The sequence below is a fragment of the Blautia sp. ZXY-1-B12 genome (genome assembly GCF_056339915.1).
The window spans coordinates 1-15,617 of record NZ_JBWJVP010000065.1; the positions used below are offsets into that span (position 1 = coordinate 1).

The following is a 15,617-nucleotide window of genomic DNA, read 5'->3' on the forward strand; positions in this document are numbered from 1 at the left end:
ACTGTTTTTTCATACTATATACAGTGTCTCAAAGTTGATTGATGTACTTTATTTTGTGTTAATTTATACGCAAAAAGGACTTTTTCAGTGGCCTTCCTATAGAGGTGAGGGAATTCTTGCTACGGTTGTTAAACAAAAGAATACCGCTGTGTAATGTAACAAAAAAGACCCTGAAGAACTGTATTTCTACAATTCTCCAAGGTCAAATTTTACGTTTGGACACTTTAGGGCTGGTTGGCTATTTTACCTCTTTAGAGGATATTTCGCTTTGCCCCTTAACAATATGCTAATTATGCATTCTTCTCTGCGATAGCTGCCTGTGCTGCTGCAAGACGAGCGATCGGTACACGGAATGGTGAGCAGGATACATAGTTAAGACCGATCTTGTGGCAGAATTCTACAGAAGACGGATCTCCACCATGCTCGCCGCAGATACCTACGTGAAGGTTCGGGTTAACCGGTTTGCCGAGTTCGATAGCCATCTTCATCAGCTTGCCAACGCCAACCTGATCCAGTTTTGCAAATGGATCGTTCTCAAAGATCTTAGCGTCATAGTATGCATTGAGGAATTTACCTGCATCATCACGGGAGAAGCCGTATGTCATCTGAGTAAGGTCGTTTGTACCGAAGCAGAAGAAGTCTGCTTCTTTAGCGATCTCATCAGCTGTAAGAGCAGCTCTCGGGATCTCGATCATTGTACCAACTTCATACTGAAGGTCAGAACCAGCGGCTTTGATCTCAGCATCAGCTGTCTCAACTACGAATTTCTTAACATATTTAAGCTCTTCTACATCGCCAACAAGTGGGATCATGATTTCCGGTTTGATTGTCCAGTCCGGATGAGCTTTCTTAACTTCGATTGCTGCGCGGATAACTGCTGTTGTCTGCATCTTAGCGATTTCAGGATAAGTAACAGCAAGACGGCATCCACGATGTCCCATCATCGGGTTGAACTCATGAAGAGAAGCGATGATAGTCTTGATCTGCTCTACAGTTTTGCCCTGAGCATCTGCAAGTTTCTTGATGTCAGCTTCATCTGTAGGAACGAACTCATGAAGAGGCGGATCCAGGAAACGGATAGTAACAGGGTTACCTTCCAGAGCTTCAAAGAGACCTTTGAAGTCATCCTGCTGATATGGAAGAACTTTTGCAAGTGCTTTCTCTCTCTCTTCTGCTGTTTCGGAGCAGATCATTTCACGGAATGCATCGATACGTCCCTCACCGAAGAACATATGCTCTGTACGGCAAAGACCGATACCTTCTGCACCAAGCTCTACAGCTTTCTTAGCATCTGCAGGAGTATCTGCGTTTGTACGAACTTTCATTGTTCTGTACTTGTCAGCCCATGCCATGATGCGTCCGAACTCACCAGCGATTGTAGCGTCTACAGTCGGGATGATTCCGTCGTAGATGTTACCGGTTGTACCATCGATGGAGATGAAGTCTCCTTCGTGGAATTCTTTACCAGCAAGTGTGAATTTCTTGTTTTCTTCGTCCATAGCGATATCACCGCATCCGGATACACAGCACTCACCCATACCACGGGCAACAACTGCTGCGTGAGATGTCATACCACCACGAACTGTCAGGATACCCTGAGCAGATTTCATACCTGTGATGTCTTCCGGAGATGTCTCAAGACGTACAAGTACAACTTTCTCTCCTCTTTCAGCCCATTCAACAGCGTCATCAGCTGTGAATACGATCTTACCGCAAGCAGCTCCAGGAGAAGCGCCAAGGCCTTTACCCATTGGTGTAGCAGCTTTCAGAGCAGCAGCATCAAACTGTGGGTGAAGAAGAGTATCAAGGTTACGTGGGTCGATCATAGCTACAGCTTCTTCTTCTGTTCTCATTCCCTCATCAACAAGGTCACAAGCGATCTTTAAAGCAGCCTGAGCTGTTCTCTTACCGTTACGTGTCTGAAGCATATACAGTTTACCATGCTCTACAGTAAACTCCATATCCTGCATGTCTCTGTAGTGTTTTTCAAGTGTTTCGCAAACCTGTTTGAACTGTACGAATGCTTCCGGGAATTTCTGTTCCATTTCGGAGATGTGCATAGGTGTACGAACACCGGCAACAACGTCTTCACCCTGAGCATTTGTAAGGAATTCACCAAACAGACCGTTAGCTCCTGTAGCAGGGTCACGTGTGAAGGCAACACCTGTACCACAGTCATCACCCATGTTACCAAATGCCATCATCTGTACGTTAACTGCTGTACCCCAGGAATACGGGATATCGTTGTCACGACGATATACGTTCGCACGTGGGTTGTCCCAGGAACGGAATACGGCTTTGATAGCACCCATTAACTGTTCCTTAGGATCAGTTGGGAAATCAGCACCGATTTTTGCTTTATATTCAGCTTTGAACTGTTCAGCTAATTCATGAAGGTCTTCTGCAGTAAGTTCAACATCCTGCTTAACACCTCTTTTAGCTTTCATCTCATCGATAAGTTCTTCGAAATATTTCTTTCCGACTTCCATAACTACATCAGAGTACATCTGGATGAATCTTCTGTAGCAGTCCCATGCCCAACGAGCATTGCCGGATTTTTCAGCAAGTACGTTAACAACGTCTTCATTTAAACCAAGGTTCAGGATAGTATCCATCATACCTGGCATAGAAGCTCTCGCACCAGAACGAACGGAAACAAGCAGAGGATTTTCTTTGTCACCGAATTTCTTTCCGGTAACTCCTTCCATTTTGGTGATTGCTTCCATGATCTGAGCCATGATCTCATCATTGATCTGTCTTCCGTCTTCATAGTACTGAGTACAAGCTTCTGTTGTGATTGTGAAGCCCTGAGGTACAGGAAGACCAAGGTTTGTCATTTCAGCAAGGTTGGCACCTTTACCACCCAGAAGGTTTCTCATATTAGCGTTACCTTCTGTAAACATGTAAACCCATTTTGCCATTTTACATTTTCCTCCTAAATTATTGTTCTTTTGTAACTATTCAGCATTCTGTTGTGAAGTAACTGAACAGCCACACCTTTCGCACATAAGTAAATATATGTTTCTTATACGCACATAATTATTTTATAGAATTTGTGTCATTTCGTCAAGGTTATTCTGCTAAAATTAGCTAAAATTTTTATACATTCTGCATAAAGTGATTTATTTTATTATTCTTATTATTGTTAAGGTTTTCTCAGTCCTTTATTCTGGTCTTTATCTGCATTTTTCTCTCACATCTCATATATAACAGGAAAAAACGGGAAGCAAAACAGATAAGTTGATCTGCCCGGCTGCCCGTTTATAATTTTTATCAATTATTTCTTTCTGCCTTTTTTCATGTTCAGTACCAGATGTCTCGGCATACCATTTACCATAATAGGCTGATAATCTCCCTGGATCAGAGGTTTAATATAGTCTACAAAATCCTTAGTTACGTTTGTAGCATCTTTATTCATCCATTCTCTCGGAACAAGTTTCTCCTCATTTGCGATTCTGTGTACATCGTAGATACCTGTAGCTGCCATGTAGGGATCATCGGAAACACGGTCGATAACAACCATCTTACCTGTGTCACCTTCATCTGCAGCTTTAACTGCAGCACCACCTACCATGAATGCTTCATCAATATCCACTCTGGATGCCATATGGGAAGCACTTCTCTGTAATGTGGAAAGTTCAACAGCTCTTGTCTTGCATCCGCACTCCGCTGCCAGGAAGTTTGCCAGATAAGTGGCTGTTCCCTGAAGCTGTTTGTGTCCAAATGCATCCACATAGTCTCCCACGCTTCCAAGCTCACATACATATCTTCCGTCTGCCAGCTTGATTCCCTCGGAAACTGCGATTACAATAGATGCTTTTTTATTCAGAAGATCTTTTACTTTTGCAAGGAATTTCTCAACATCAAAAGGCACTTCCGGCAGATAGATCAAATCCGGTCCGTCGCAGTCCTCAGATTTTGCCAGTGCTGTGGCACCTGTAAGCCATCCGGCATTACGTCCCATGATCTCCATGATCGTAATCATATTTTTCTTATAAGTAAGTCCCAATGCATCGCGGATCACTTCTTTTGTGGATGCGCCGATATATTTTGCAGCACTTCCGAATCCGGGTGTATGGTCTGTCAGCGCCAGGTCATTGTCGATTGTTTTCGGAACACCAAGGAACTTCTGAGTCTGTCCTGTAAGAATCGCATAATCAGACAGTTTCTTGATCGTATCCATGGAATCATTTCCGCCAATGTAGATAAACGCATAGATATCCAGTTTATTTAAGATCTCAAAAATTTTCTCATAAATTGCTTTATCTTCGTGAATCTCAGGAAGCTTGTAACGACAGGAACCTAAAAATGCAGATGGTGTTCTCTTGAGTAATTCGATATCCAGTTCTGAATGAATCTGTGTTGACAGATCAATATACTGTTCATCCAACAGTCCCTGAATGCCGTGAAGCATTCCGTATACTTTGTCAAATCCTCGTTCAATGGCATTCTTATAAACTCCGGCAAGACTGGAATTGATTACTGCAGTAGGTCCTCCTGATTGTCCAACAATGATATTTCTTTTTTTCGCCATAGCAATGACCTCCTTGTTTTCACGTTTTGTTCATTATGTCTTAGAGTGTGTCTGAAAAATGCTTTACGCAAGATGTGCGTCACAATTTTTCAGACGCGCTCTGGTCCCGCAGGACTCGTTGAGGTAAATTGTAACAAATATTTTTTTATTCGTCAATCATTTATTGTGGTTTTTACACATATGATTTCTGTGTTTCGTCACTATATCAGTGTATTTTTCAATTTACCACGACATTTCAGATCTATTTTTGTATATTTATAACTATAATTAATCCGGCCCATGTGTTATACTTATAGACAGATTGATTCCGGCATCAACTTATAGCAATCAAAACCTTTTTTAAAATTGCCGGACATCAATGTCCGTGACTATTCGGTACCTTCGCAGTTACGAACCAAAATGCATTTCAAATCACCTTCGGTGATTTGCAGGATACTGCCAGCTGAACAGTTACACAATATTTATCGATCAAGGAGGATTCATTTATGATCCATACAATTGAAAACGACTATCTTAGAGTATCTGTAGACGATCATGGTGCTGAGCTTTGCAGCATTTTTGATAAAGTACATAACAGAGAAGTGATCTGGCAGGCAGATCCGGCTTACTGGAAACGCCACGCCCCTGTTCTTTTTCCTAATGTGGGACGTCATTTTGAGGATCACTATCGTATTAATGGAGTCGAATATCCCTCCAGTCAGCATGGGTTTGCCAGGGACAGCGAATTTACCTGCGTGGATATGACTGCTGATTCCATCACCCATAGGCTGAAATCTTCTGATGCCACAAGAGAAAATTATCCATATGATTTTGAGCTGAAGATCAAGCATGTTCTGGAGAAGAACCAGGTCAGTGTATGCTGGGAAGTGATCAGCCTTAATGATGAAACCATGTATTTTACAATTGGCGGCCATCCTGCATTCAATGTACCTGCCGGAGGAATTGGCTCCCAGGAGCAATATCATCTTACTTTCGACGGCAGGGATTCCCTCTCCTATCTGCTGATCGACATGTCATCAGGCACCGCGGTCGCAGATAAAGCTTATACACTGGAGCTTGAGAATGGTTCCTGCCTTATTGATGCTCACATGTTTGACAAAGATGCCCTTATTTTTGATGACCAGATTGAAAAGGCCGGCATCGCTTTCCCTGACGGAACTCCTTATGTGGAACTGATCTGTCATGGATTTCCAAGCTTTGGCATCTGGTCCGTCCCGGGTTCTCCTTTTGTATGTCTTGAACCATGGATGGGACGCTGTGATGATTTTGGATTTAAGGGCGAGCTTCCGGAAAAGAAATATATCAACACTCTGGACAAGGATGAAATTTTTACTGCATCATATGAAATAAAAATTTATTAATTTTCTCCATTTATCCTGAAAGCTGTGCTATAATGTCACAGTATATGAAAGTCATCCTGTCCGGTATCCACGAATTTACCCATGCAGACATGACTGATTCATGGCAGCCACTCAGGACTTTCATAGAAAAACACAGGAGGAAATTTCCATGACTAGAGAAGAATTTCAGAAGCTGACACAGGATGTTGTACTGCTCGACGGTGCTACCGGTTCCAATCTTATGGCCGCCGGAATGCCAAGAGGAATCTGTACAGAAGCATGGATCATGGAGCACAAAGAAGTTCTGCAGAATCTGCAAAAGGCTTATGTTGAAGCAGGAAGCCAGATCGTATACGCACCTACTTTCGGCGGAAACCGTTACAGTCTCGGACTTCACGGACTGCAGGATAAGCTTGCGGAAATGAACCATGCACTTGTAAATATTTCCAGAGAGGCAGTAGGACATAAGGTCTATGTTGCCGGTGATATTACCACAACAGGCAAGATGATGGAGCCTGCCGGTGATCTCACCTATGAGATGGCATATGAAACATACTGTGAACAGATTAAGGTTCTTGAGGATGCAGGTGTTGATCTGATTGCTGCGGAAACCATGATCAATATCGAGGAAACACTTGCTGCACTGGATGCTGCTGCATCCGTAAGTTCTCTTCCTGTAATGTGTACAATGACCGTAGAAGCTGACGGAAGCATTTTCAGCGGAGGAAATGCTGTGGAGGCTGCGATTGCCCTTGAGGGTGCAGGTGCTGTGGCAGTTGGGATCAACTGTTCTGTAGGACCTGACCAGCTGGTATCCGTTGTCCGCAATATCAAAGAGAACGTATCCATTCCTGTCATTGCCAAACCTAATGCCGGTATGCCGACGATTGATGATCAGGGAAATGCCATTTACAGTATGGACGCCAAAAGCTTTGCTGAACATATGAAGGTTCTGATCGAAAATGGTGCGTCTGTTGTTGGAGGATGCTGTGGTACTACTCCGGAATTCATCCGCGAGATAAGCAGAAGCCTCGGAAGATAGATTTTGTATCTTCGACAGCCATAGTCAGACGAATAACGAATATTCGCAGCCAAAGCAGGGAACTTTCCTGATTCGGTTAAAGAGGGATATGACTCAAAAAAGCACATAACTTAGGATAGAATCTGTCTCAATCCGAGATATTCTCATCCTCTGTTATGTGCTTTTTGGTAATTGTCCGGCTTTCCTCTGTCCTGATTCTGCGAAAATACCATGGCAATTCTATAAACAATTGCGCTTTTTATTATCTGCTTTTCATCTACTTCACTTTGATTGCCTTCTTCGGACACATCTCCTGGCAGCAGAAACAGCGGATACACTTTCTGTAATCATATACCGGCGGCTTTCCTTTGCCTTTTCTGAAATCCACAGCTTTCCCCGGAACCGGACAGCTCTGCACACAGATCCCGCAGCGGACACATTTATCAGCTTCTATATATGGTTTTTTCTGAAAAATGTTTAACGCTCCCGCCATTCTTGTCCAGATATTCTTTCGCACTTCTGTGCGGTCTACATTAAAAGCCGGATTTCCGTATTTTTTCACTGCCTCTGCCATGGAAATCTCCCCGTCTGGTGTCAGAAGGGTAATCTCCTCTTCTTTCCATGTACCAAGTCCCATTTTCTCGCCATGATAGTTCGTCGGAACCATCTCCGGTTTCAGATAAACCAGACGGCTGAATACACTGTCCAGTGCAACCGGATCTGTGGACATCAGCAGTACATTCATAGGAACCGGATCTCCCGAACCCGGTCCGTTGCCCTCCATGGCCACGATCCCATCCATCACATACAGCTTCGGTGCCACACATTTATTCAGATCAATAAGCATTCTGGCAAAGCTGTCTGCACTCGGGTACTGCGTGTGCCCCTTCGCTTTATGGAATCCATATACAAACCCATAGCTGTTCTTAACCGCACCGGTGATACGTTCTAATGCATGTGTTTTCATCTTGCTCAGGGAAATCACACAGTCCTGCTCCAACAGTTCTTTTGGCAGGATAAATTCCTTTGCCTGGACTCCCTGCGGATAAGCAGTTTTCACGCCCTCAGAATAATCAACAGCCGGAATATGATATTTCTCCAGATAAGTATCCATTCCTGTTCCGCGAATCACTGCCTGAGTGGTTCCATGACCGCAGGAATCTGCAAGCACAATATTCTCATACCCACTTTCACGCAGGATTCCCGCAAAAACTCCTACTACAACCGGATGTGTGATCACTGCTTTCTCTACCTCTGCTTTTTTCAGCAGATTCGGCTTCAGCAGGATCTTCGCATCCTTTGGAATCAGAGTCTCCACTCCACCCAGAAAATCCAGCCCCTGTTTCAGCAGCATATAGATTTTTTCTTCATCATATTCCCGGCAGGGAAGTAATACCACTTTACTTTTCACCAAATTCACGCACCTTTATCATCTCCGGACAGATCCACCTGTCTCAGTGCTTTTCTTACCGGCAAAATACATGCCGGCACTACAGAGAGACAGTCCACACCCATCCTCAGAAATTCTTCTGTCAGGGCAGTGTCTGCTGCAAGTTCCCCGCAGATACAGACACGTCTATTTTCTGCATGTCCCGCTTCGATCACCATTTGAATCATACGCAGCACTGCCGGGTGATGGTCATTATATTTCTTGCGCAGAAGCGGATTCTGTCTGTCCATCGCCAGTGTATACTGACTCAGGTCATTGGTTCCAAGACTCAGGAAATCCACTCTTCTGGCAAGCTCCCGGCTGATCATGACTGCTGCCGGAGTCTCGATCATGATTCCTGTCTTAATATGTTTATACGGAATTCCTTTTTCATCCAGCCCGATCTTTACTTCCCGGATAATTTCTTCAATCTCATCCATTTCCTCTTCTGAGCTGATCATCGGATACATCAGCGCCAGGTTTCCATATGCACTCGCCCTGAAAATTGCCCGAAGCTGTGCCTTGAACATTCTTTTTCTGTCAAGGCAGAGACGGATTCCTCTGTTCCCCATGATCGGATTTGTCTCGTCCGGGATATTCAGATATTCTGCCTGCTTGTCTGCTCCGAGATCTGCCGTACGGATCACAGTGAGCTTTTCTCCCATGGTCTCCGCAATCTTTTTGTATGCAAGAAACAGCTCATTTTCACGAGGATAATTTTCTCTTCCAAGATACTGGAATTCACTGCGCAGAAGACCAATCCCGGCAGCTCCGTAATACAGCACACTGTTCAGGTCGTCCATATTTCCGATATTGGCATAGATTTCAATTTCTCTGCCATCTTTTGTGATATCCGGTTCTCTCCTTAATTTCAGAAGTTCTTCTCTTTCTTCTTTATCAGCCTGCCTGCGGATCTCATATTCTTTTTTTACCTCTTCATCCGGATCAATATACAAAGTTCCGGTATATCCGTCCACAATAGCCTGCCGTCCGTCCCACTCCGAATCTGTGTCAATTTCCAGCAGAGCCGGTATATTCATTGTTTTTGCCATAATGGCAGCATGAGACATGTCGGAACCATGATGGGTAACAATAGCCATCAGTTTATCCTTATCCATCTCCATCAGTTCTGTTGGCGTGATACTCTCCGTCACAACGATCACAGGCTCATCCCCAAGATCTATCCTGGGAGAGATACCTCCCAGTTCACCGATCAGGCGGTCGGAAATCTCCCGCATATTATCCAGCCGTTCTTTAATCGCAGGCTCTTCCAGAGTTCTGAAAGTCTTAAGCATCTCATCCCTTGTAGTCATTACCGCATAGGCAGAATTTACTTTTTCACTCTGTATGACACTCTCAATGGCACGTTGAAAGCTTTTTCCCTCCAGCAGATTCTTCTGTCTGAGAAAAATCTCTGCCTGGGTTCCCTGAATTATGCAGTTTTTTTCATATAAATCCTCCAGCTGTTCCATGACTCTGGTGCGCGCCTGCCGGAAAATATTCAGCTCTGTTTTCACATCTGTGATCTCGTACTGGCGCATCTGATATTCGCTTTTATGATAATACAGTATCTTACCGATGGCAATTCCGGAAAAGGCACCGGTTCCCTTGTAAACATCCATATTAACTCCTTAGTTGATTAACCCCTTAGTCGCAGGCAGCCTTAAATTCAGTCCAGTTCTTCTGATACTGTGCGTCTGCGTCCTGGCTTACATTCTGGACGATCTCGCCCTTTGTAACATCATCCGGAACTACCAGATCCGGATTTACCAGCTCATCTGCTGCTTTATTTGTGCTGTAATAGCCGATATAGTCTGTGCATTTCGCTGCAACCTCCGGCTGCATGATGTAATCCATGAAAGAATATGCCGCATCTTTATCCGGCGCTTCACTTGGAATAAACATACCCATAATACCAAATCCAAGTCCTTCTTCCGGATATACCACCTTCAGATCAGGATTCTCAGCCAGAGCAGCTGTTACCTGAGAGGTATAAAGAAATGCAACACTTGCTTCTCCGTTGAGAAGTGCATTCTGTGTATTGTCATCCTGGATCAGACGTACATTCGGAGCAAGTTCCAGAAGCTTCTCTCCTGTCTTCTTGATCACGTCAACGTCCTCTTCATTCATGCTCTCGCCCATGGAAAGCTGGGTGATACCATTGATCACACGATAGTTTGCAGTCAGTGCAATGCTGTCCTCAAGAGACGGATCCCAGAGGTCTTTATATCCTTTGATATCAATATCCACCTGTTCCGGATCATAAACGATCAGCGGGATGCCTGCTCCGTAAGGAACTGTGTATTCGTCATCCGGATCATAGAACTGTCCCTGATATAATGGGTTGATATTTTTGATATTCTCCAGAGAATCCTTGTCAAGCTTCTCTGCAAGTCCTTCCTGGATCGCAGTTTCCAGAATATAATCATCTGCGATCACGATATCATAGTCACCGCCCTTTGCCATGGAAAGCTTCTCAAGCATGGTTTCATCTGTATCGAAGTTTGAATAAACAACCTTAACTCCTGTCTCTTTTTCAAAATCATCCAGAACTTCCTGCGGGAACATTCCCTCCCATGTAAAAAGTACAAGTTCTTTATCATCTCCTGCATCCTTGAATCCGGTGAATGCTGTTCCTGCCATTAATGCACACATCACTACTGCAAGTACTCTTTTTTCATAAATGATCTCCCTTCTTATGCTCTGCATTGTTGTCTATATCAGTCACTGTCCGCCTTCCACCGTATCGGCAGACAGCGGCTATCCTTTTTTACTTTGCTTTTACTTTTGTCCAGAGTTCCGCAAATTTCTGCTTGATCTTTGGCTGCTGATAAGCAAAGATTTCGTTATTCGGGTTGGTTGTATCCGGAATATAAGAACTGATCCCGGCATAGTCCCCCTCCTTCATGGTTTCAAAAGCACTCTTCACTGTAGAAGTATACCCTACTTCTTCCGTATTGGAAAGAGCAGATTTATCACTGATCATAAAATCAATAAATTCATGGGCAAGCTGTACTTCGCTGCAGTCCTTTGTGATAACCATTGCATCATACCATCTGTTGGTTCCCTGTTCCGGTGTAAAGTAGTCCAGATTCGGATTTTCACTGATAATGTAAGATGCATCTCCGGAGTACACAACTGCCAGCGCTTTGTTTCCTGAAATCATGTTGTCGATCACATCATCGCCTGCATAGATCGGATCCATAGTGTCACGCTGATCGATCAGCCACTGATAAGCCTCCTCGATCTCAGACTCATTTGTAGTATTCATGGAATACCCAAGTGCTTTTAATGCTATCATAAAGGAATCTCTCTCAGAATCATACATGTAAATATTTCCTTTATATTTCGGATTACACAGAAGATTCCAGCCATCTTTCAGATCAGCCTCATCTACTACTGTCTTATCATAAAGGATTCCTACTGTTCCCCAGAAATACGGACAGGAATAACGGTTGCCCGGATCATAGCTCTGGTTCATGACATCATTCAGCAGATTTTTCTTATTCGGAATTTCTTTCCAGTCAAGTGCCTGCAGATATTCTTCTTTGATCAGTCTCTCAATCATGTAATCAGACGGGATCAGTACATCATAAGTCTCACCGCTTGAAAGCTTGGTGTACATCATCTCATTTGACTCAAAAGTCTCGTATACGATGGTACAATCATATTCTTTTTCGAAATCCTCCAGCAGGGAAAGATCCATGTACTCTCCTGCATTGTAAACTTTCAGCACATGAGTGGACTGTGCCACGAATCCCCATTTGATCAGCCCTGCCGTAACGGCAACAACCAGAACTACAGAGACAATTTTTACTGCTTTCCTGTTCAGCTTTCTGGCTTTATTCTTAAACTTCGGAAGCAGATTGGACAAAAGCAGTACCACGATGATGACTACGATCACGATGGTTGACAAAGCATTGATTGTCGGATTGATACGCTTTGTCATATTATATACAACAATAGAGATATTCTTTACACCATTTCCTGATACGAAATAGGAAATAACGAAATCATCAAATGACATGGTAAATGCAAGCAGTGCGCCTGCGAAAATACCCTCTTTGATCATGGGCACGATAACCTTTGTCAGAGCCTGAAAAGGTGTTGCCCCAAGGTCCATGGCAGCATTTGCCATATTCGGATCCAGAGCTCTTACCTTCGGATAAACGCTGGTAATTACATACGGGGTACAGAATGCAATATGTGCCAGCAGCATAGTCAGATATCCTTTTCGAAATCCCAGAGAAGAGAACAAGAGCATCAGGCTGATGGCAGTTACGATCTCAGGATTCAGGATCGGGATATTATTAATATTTAAAAGCAGTTCCTTGATTACCTTCTTTGATTTGGATAAACCGATCGCTGTAATGGTTCCAAGTATTGTAGAAACAATGGTCGCAATGATCGCAATGGTAACAGATACATAAACTGCCTTAATTACTTCCCCGTTACCGAGAAGTTCCTGATACCAGCGCAGGGAAAAGCCTGTAAATCTGGTCAGTGACTTGGATGAGTTAAAGGAAAAGATCATCGTCACCAGGATCGGCAGGTAAAAGAAAGCAAGGCAGAGTACTACATATAACATTGAGAAAAATTTATTATTACGTTTCATGCCGTCCTCCCTTATTCATCTTTATCCATCTTCTTCATCAGGCTCATAAATATCAGAATGAGCACAGCCAGAATCAGAGAAATCGCACTTCCGAAGTTCCAGTCACCAACTGAGATAAACTGAGACTCGATCAGGTTACCGATCAGCATGTACTGTCCGCCTCCGAGAAGTTTCGGAATAACGAATGTAGAAATAGACAGCAGGAATACCATCATGATTCCATTAAGCACACCGGGGATGGACAATTTCCAGATAACCTTTGTAAAGGTCTGGAATTTATTTGCCCCCAGGTCATAGGCAGCCTCGATAAAGGATTTATCCATTTTGCTCAGGGATGTATGGATCGGGATGATCATAAACGGCATAAAGTTACAGACCAGACCAACCACTACGGAAAAGTCTGTATACATCATTGTCACCGGGGAAATCCCCAGTAATCCAAGCAAATGGTTGATGATACCATTGTCTGACAGCAGGTTCATCCATGCATAGGTACGCAGAAGCATATTGATCCATTCCGGAATAGTTACCAACAGGATCAGAAGACTCTGGGATTTCTCCGGACATTTGGAAATAATATATGCCAGCGGATAGCCAAGTCCCAGACAGATGACCGTCGTCAGAATTCCAAGCTTAAAGGACTTGAAAATAACGCTCATATACGTAGCTTCCAGGAATTTGCGGAAATTCTCCAGGGTGAAGGAGAACGTCAGCACTTCGTTTCCATCTTCTGTAAATGCATATAATGCGATCAAAATCAGCGGGATGACAATGACCACAAATGCCCACACAAGATATGGTTTGATAAGATTTCTGTACTGTTTCATCAGTAGCTTCCCATCTTACACATAACATGGATGTCTTCAGGCCCGAATTTCAGTCCCACTTCCCTTCCGACTTCCGCATAATCTGTGGTATGAACCATATAAGTACGAAGCTCTGTCTCGATCAGGATCTCATAATGCACGCCCTTGAAGGTAATATTGCGCACGATTCCCCTGATCTTTGCCTGACCGGGATCTACGATATCCAGATCCTCAGGTCTTAATACAACTTCAATCTCTTCATTATCCTCAAATCCCTTATCCACACATTCAAACTCAAATCCGTCAAAAGCAACCAGATAATCACGGATCATGGTTCCCTCGATAATATTAGATTCACCGATAAAGCCTGCAACAAAACGGTTTTCCGGCTCATTGTAGATATCTGTAGGAGAGCCGATCTGCTGAATCTCACCGTTATTCATAACAACAACCGTATCTGACATGGACAGGGCTTCTTCCTGGTCATGGGTAACATAAATGAAAGTAATGCCAACTTCCTGCTGGATCTTCTTTAATTCTACCTGCATCTGTTTACGGATCTTTGCATCCAGTGCACCCAGGGGCTCATCTAAAAGCAGAACCTTCGGCTCATTTACCAGAGCTCTGGCAATGGCCACTCGCTGCTGTTGTCCACCGGAGAGCAGAGTTACATCTCTTTTCCCAAAGCCTTCCAGACCAACCATCTTCAGCATACGCTCCACCTTCTGGGCGATGACAGTTTTATCGACCTTCTTCAGGTTCAGCCCGAAACCGATGTTCTCCGCCACATTTAAATGAGGGAAAAAGAGCATACTTCTGAAACACAGTATTAACCTCTCTCTTGTACGGGGGAAGCTTGGAGATCTCAATCCCGTTAAACAGTACTTCTCCGTCACTTGGTTCTTCAAAGCCTGCAATGATTCGAAGGGTGGTTGTCTTTCCACATCCGCTGGGTCCCAAAAGTGTCAGGAATTCCTTTTCGGTAAATATCCAGATTGATGCCGCGCAAAACCTGCTGATCATCAAAATTCTTGGTCAGATTTTTTAACTCAATCAGTTTGTTCATCATCTTTTCCTTCCTCTGAATGTATTTTTCTCTGTTTTTTATAATCCGGCTGTTCCAAAAGCATTGACCGGCTGTTCAGAATATTCGTGAAAGCTATATCATTTATTTTTTCTTCTTTGTTATCAGTGAATAAACAATAAAAATAACCAGTGTAGCTGCCAGCAGAATGGTACACAACGCATTGATCTCCGGCGTCACTCCCGTTTTCAGCTGTGTGTACACCTTGATCGGCAGCGTAGACAGACGCGGTCCGTTTACAAAAATACTTATTACCACATCATCCATAGACATGGCAAACGCAAGCAGCGAACCTGAAATTACTGCCGGCATAATTAAGGGCAGCGTAATATCCTGGAAAGCCCTGAAAGGTCCTGCCCCCAGATCTCTGGCTGCCTCTTCCAGCGCCGGATCCATGCCTGCCAGTCTTGCCTTCACTTCCATCAGAATATAGGGCACACAGAATACCGTATGACCTATTAACAGTGTCAGCATGCCAAAGGGCAGGTTCAGCATATAAAAGAATGCCATCAGCACCATACCAAGGATAATCTCCGGTATCATTAACGGCAATATGGAAATGTATTCCAGTGCCCCTTTTGACTTCCAGTGAATCCTTGATAACCCAACTGCACCCAGAGTACCGATCACTGCGCTTACCAGACAGCTTAATACCCCAAGGATCAGACTGTTCACCAGTGCTTCCAGCATTGCTCTGTCATGGAAAAGTTCCTGATACCATTTCAGGGAAAAACCCGTAAATTTCACCGGCAGTTTGGATTCATTAAAGGAGAAAACGATCACTACCG

The 15,617-nt window shown here is 43.8% G+C and carries 10 protein-coding genes and 1 pseudogene; 2 read left to right on the forward strand and 9 right to left on the reverse strand.

The features are described 5' to 3' along the window. Window positions 1–290: 290 nt before the first annotated feature. Window positions 291–2,921 carry a pyruvate, phosphate dikinase gene (gene ppdK, locus AC075L_RS04855; protein ID WP_476387264.1) on the reverse strand — a complete coding sequence of 877 codons (2,631 nt, stop codon included), beginning with the start codon at window positions 2,919–2,921 and terminating at the stop codon, window positions 291–293. Between the two features lie 356 nt (window positions 2,922–3,277). Continuing rightward, window positions 3,278–4,534, reverse strand: a complete 1,257-nt coding sequence (locus AC075L_RS04860; RefSeq protein WP_008703460.1) for a 6-phosphofructokinase — start codon at window positions 4,532–4,534, stop codon at window positions 3,278–3,280. Window positions 4,535–5,019: 485 nt separating this feature from the next. Here AC075L_RS04860 and AC075L_RS04865 point away from each other — a divergent pair, with 485 nt between their 5' ends. Together AC075L_RS04865 and AC075L_RS04870 are read left to right on the forward strand one after the other, a co-directional pair. Beyond that, window positions 5,020–5,895, forward strand: coding sequence for an aldose 1-epimerase family protein (locus AC075L_RS04865; RefSeq protein ID WP_026648874.1), 876 nt, complete (start codon window positions 5,020–5,022; stop codon window positions 5,893–5,895). Between the two features lie 148 nt (window positions 5,896–6,043). Beyond that, window positions 6,044–6,916, forward strand: a complete 873-nt coding sequence (locus AC075L_RS04870; RefSeq protein ID WP_022381265.1) for a homocysteine S-methyltransferase family protein — start codon at window positions 6,044–6,046, stop codon at window positions 6,914–6,916. Window positions 6,917–7,172: 256 nt separating this feature from the next. Here AC075L_RS04870 and AC075L_RS04875 read toward each other — a convergent pair whose 3' ends face one another. The 7 genes and pseudogenes from AC075L_RS04875 to AC075L_RS04905 form a co-directional block, all read right to left on the reverse strand. Further along, complete coding sequence (locus AC075L_RS04875; protein ID WP_227194585.1) at window positions 7,173–8,306, reverse strand: DUF362 domain-containing protein; 1,134 nt, start codon at window positions 8,304–8,306, stop codon at window positions 7,173–7,175. 5 nt (window positions 8,307–8,311) lie between these two features. Continuing rightward, entirely contained in the window at window positions 8,312–9,946 is a 1,635-nt protein-coding gene (gene ptsP, locus AC075L_RS04880; protein ID WP_022381263.1) for a phosphoenolpyruvate--protein phosphotransferase, read from the reverse strand. A 25-nt stretch (window positions 9,947–9,971) separates the two neighbouring features. Beyond that, window positions 9,972–10,967, reverse strand: coding sequence for a polyamine ABC transporter substrate-binding protein (locus AC075L_RS04885; RefSeq protein WP_476387266.1), 996 nt, complete (start codon window positions 10,965–10,967; stop codon window positions 9,972–9,974). A gap of 127 nt (window positions 10,968–11,094) precedes the next feature. Next, entirely contained in the window at window positions 11,095–12,939 is a 1,845-nt protein-coding gene (locus tag AC075L_RS04890; protein WP_055053877.1) for an extracellular solute-binding protein, read from the reverse strand. 11 nt (window positions 12,940–12,950) lie between these two features. Continuing rightward, on the reverse strand, window positions 12,951–13,766 hold the full coding sequence (locus tag AC075L_RS04895; protein ID WP_022381260.1) for an ABC transporter permease: 816 nt from the start codon (window positions 13,764–13,766) through the stop codon (window positions 12,951–12,953). After that, window positions 13,766–14,814, reverse strand: a pseudogene (gene potA / locus AC075L_RS04900) (spermidine/putrescine ABC transporter ATP-binding protein). The gene AC075L_RS04895 and the pseudogene potA overlap by 1 nt, the downstream one beginning before the upstream one ends. Before the next feature lie 99 nt (window positions 14,815–14,913). Continuing rightward, the coding region (locus AC075L_RS04905; protein WP_476387265.1) for an ABC transporter permease at window positions 14,914–15,617 on the reverse strand (704 nt) is incomplete at its 5' end.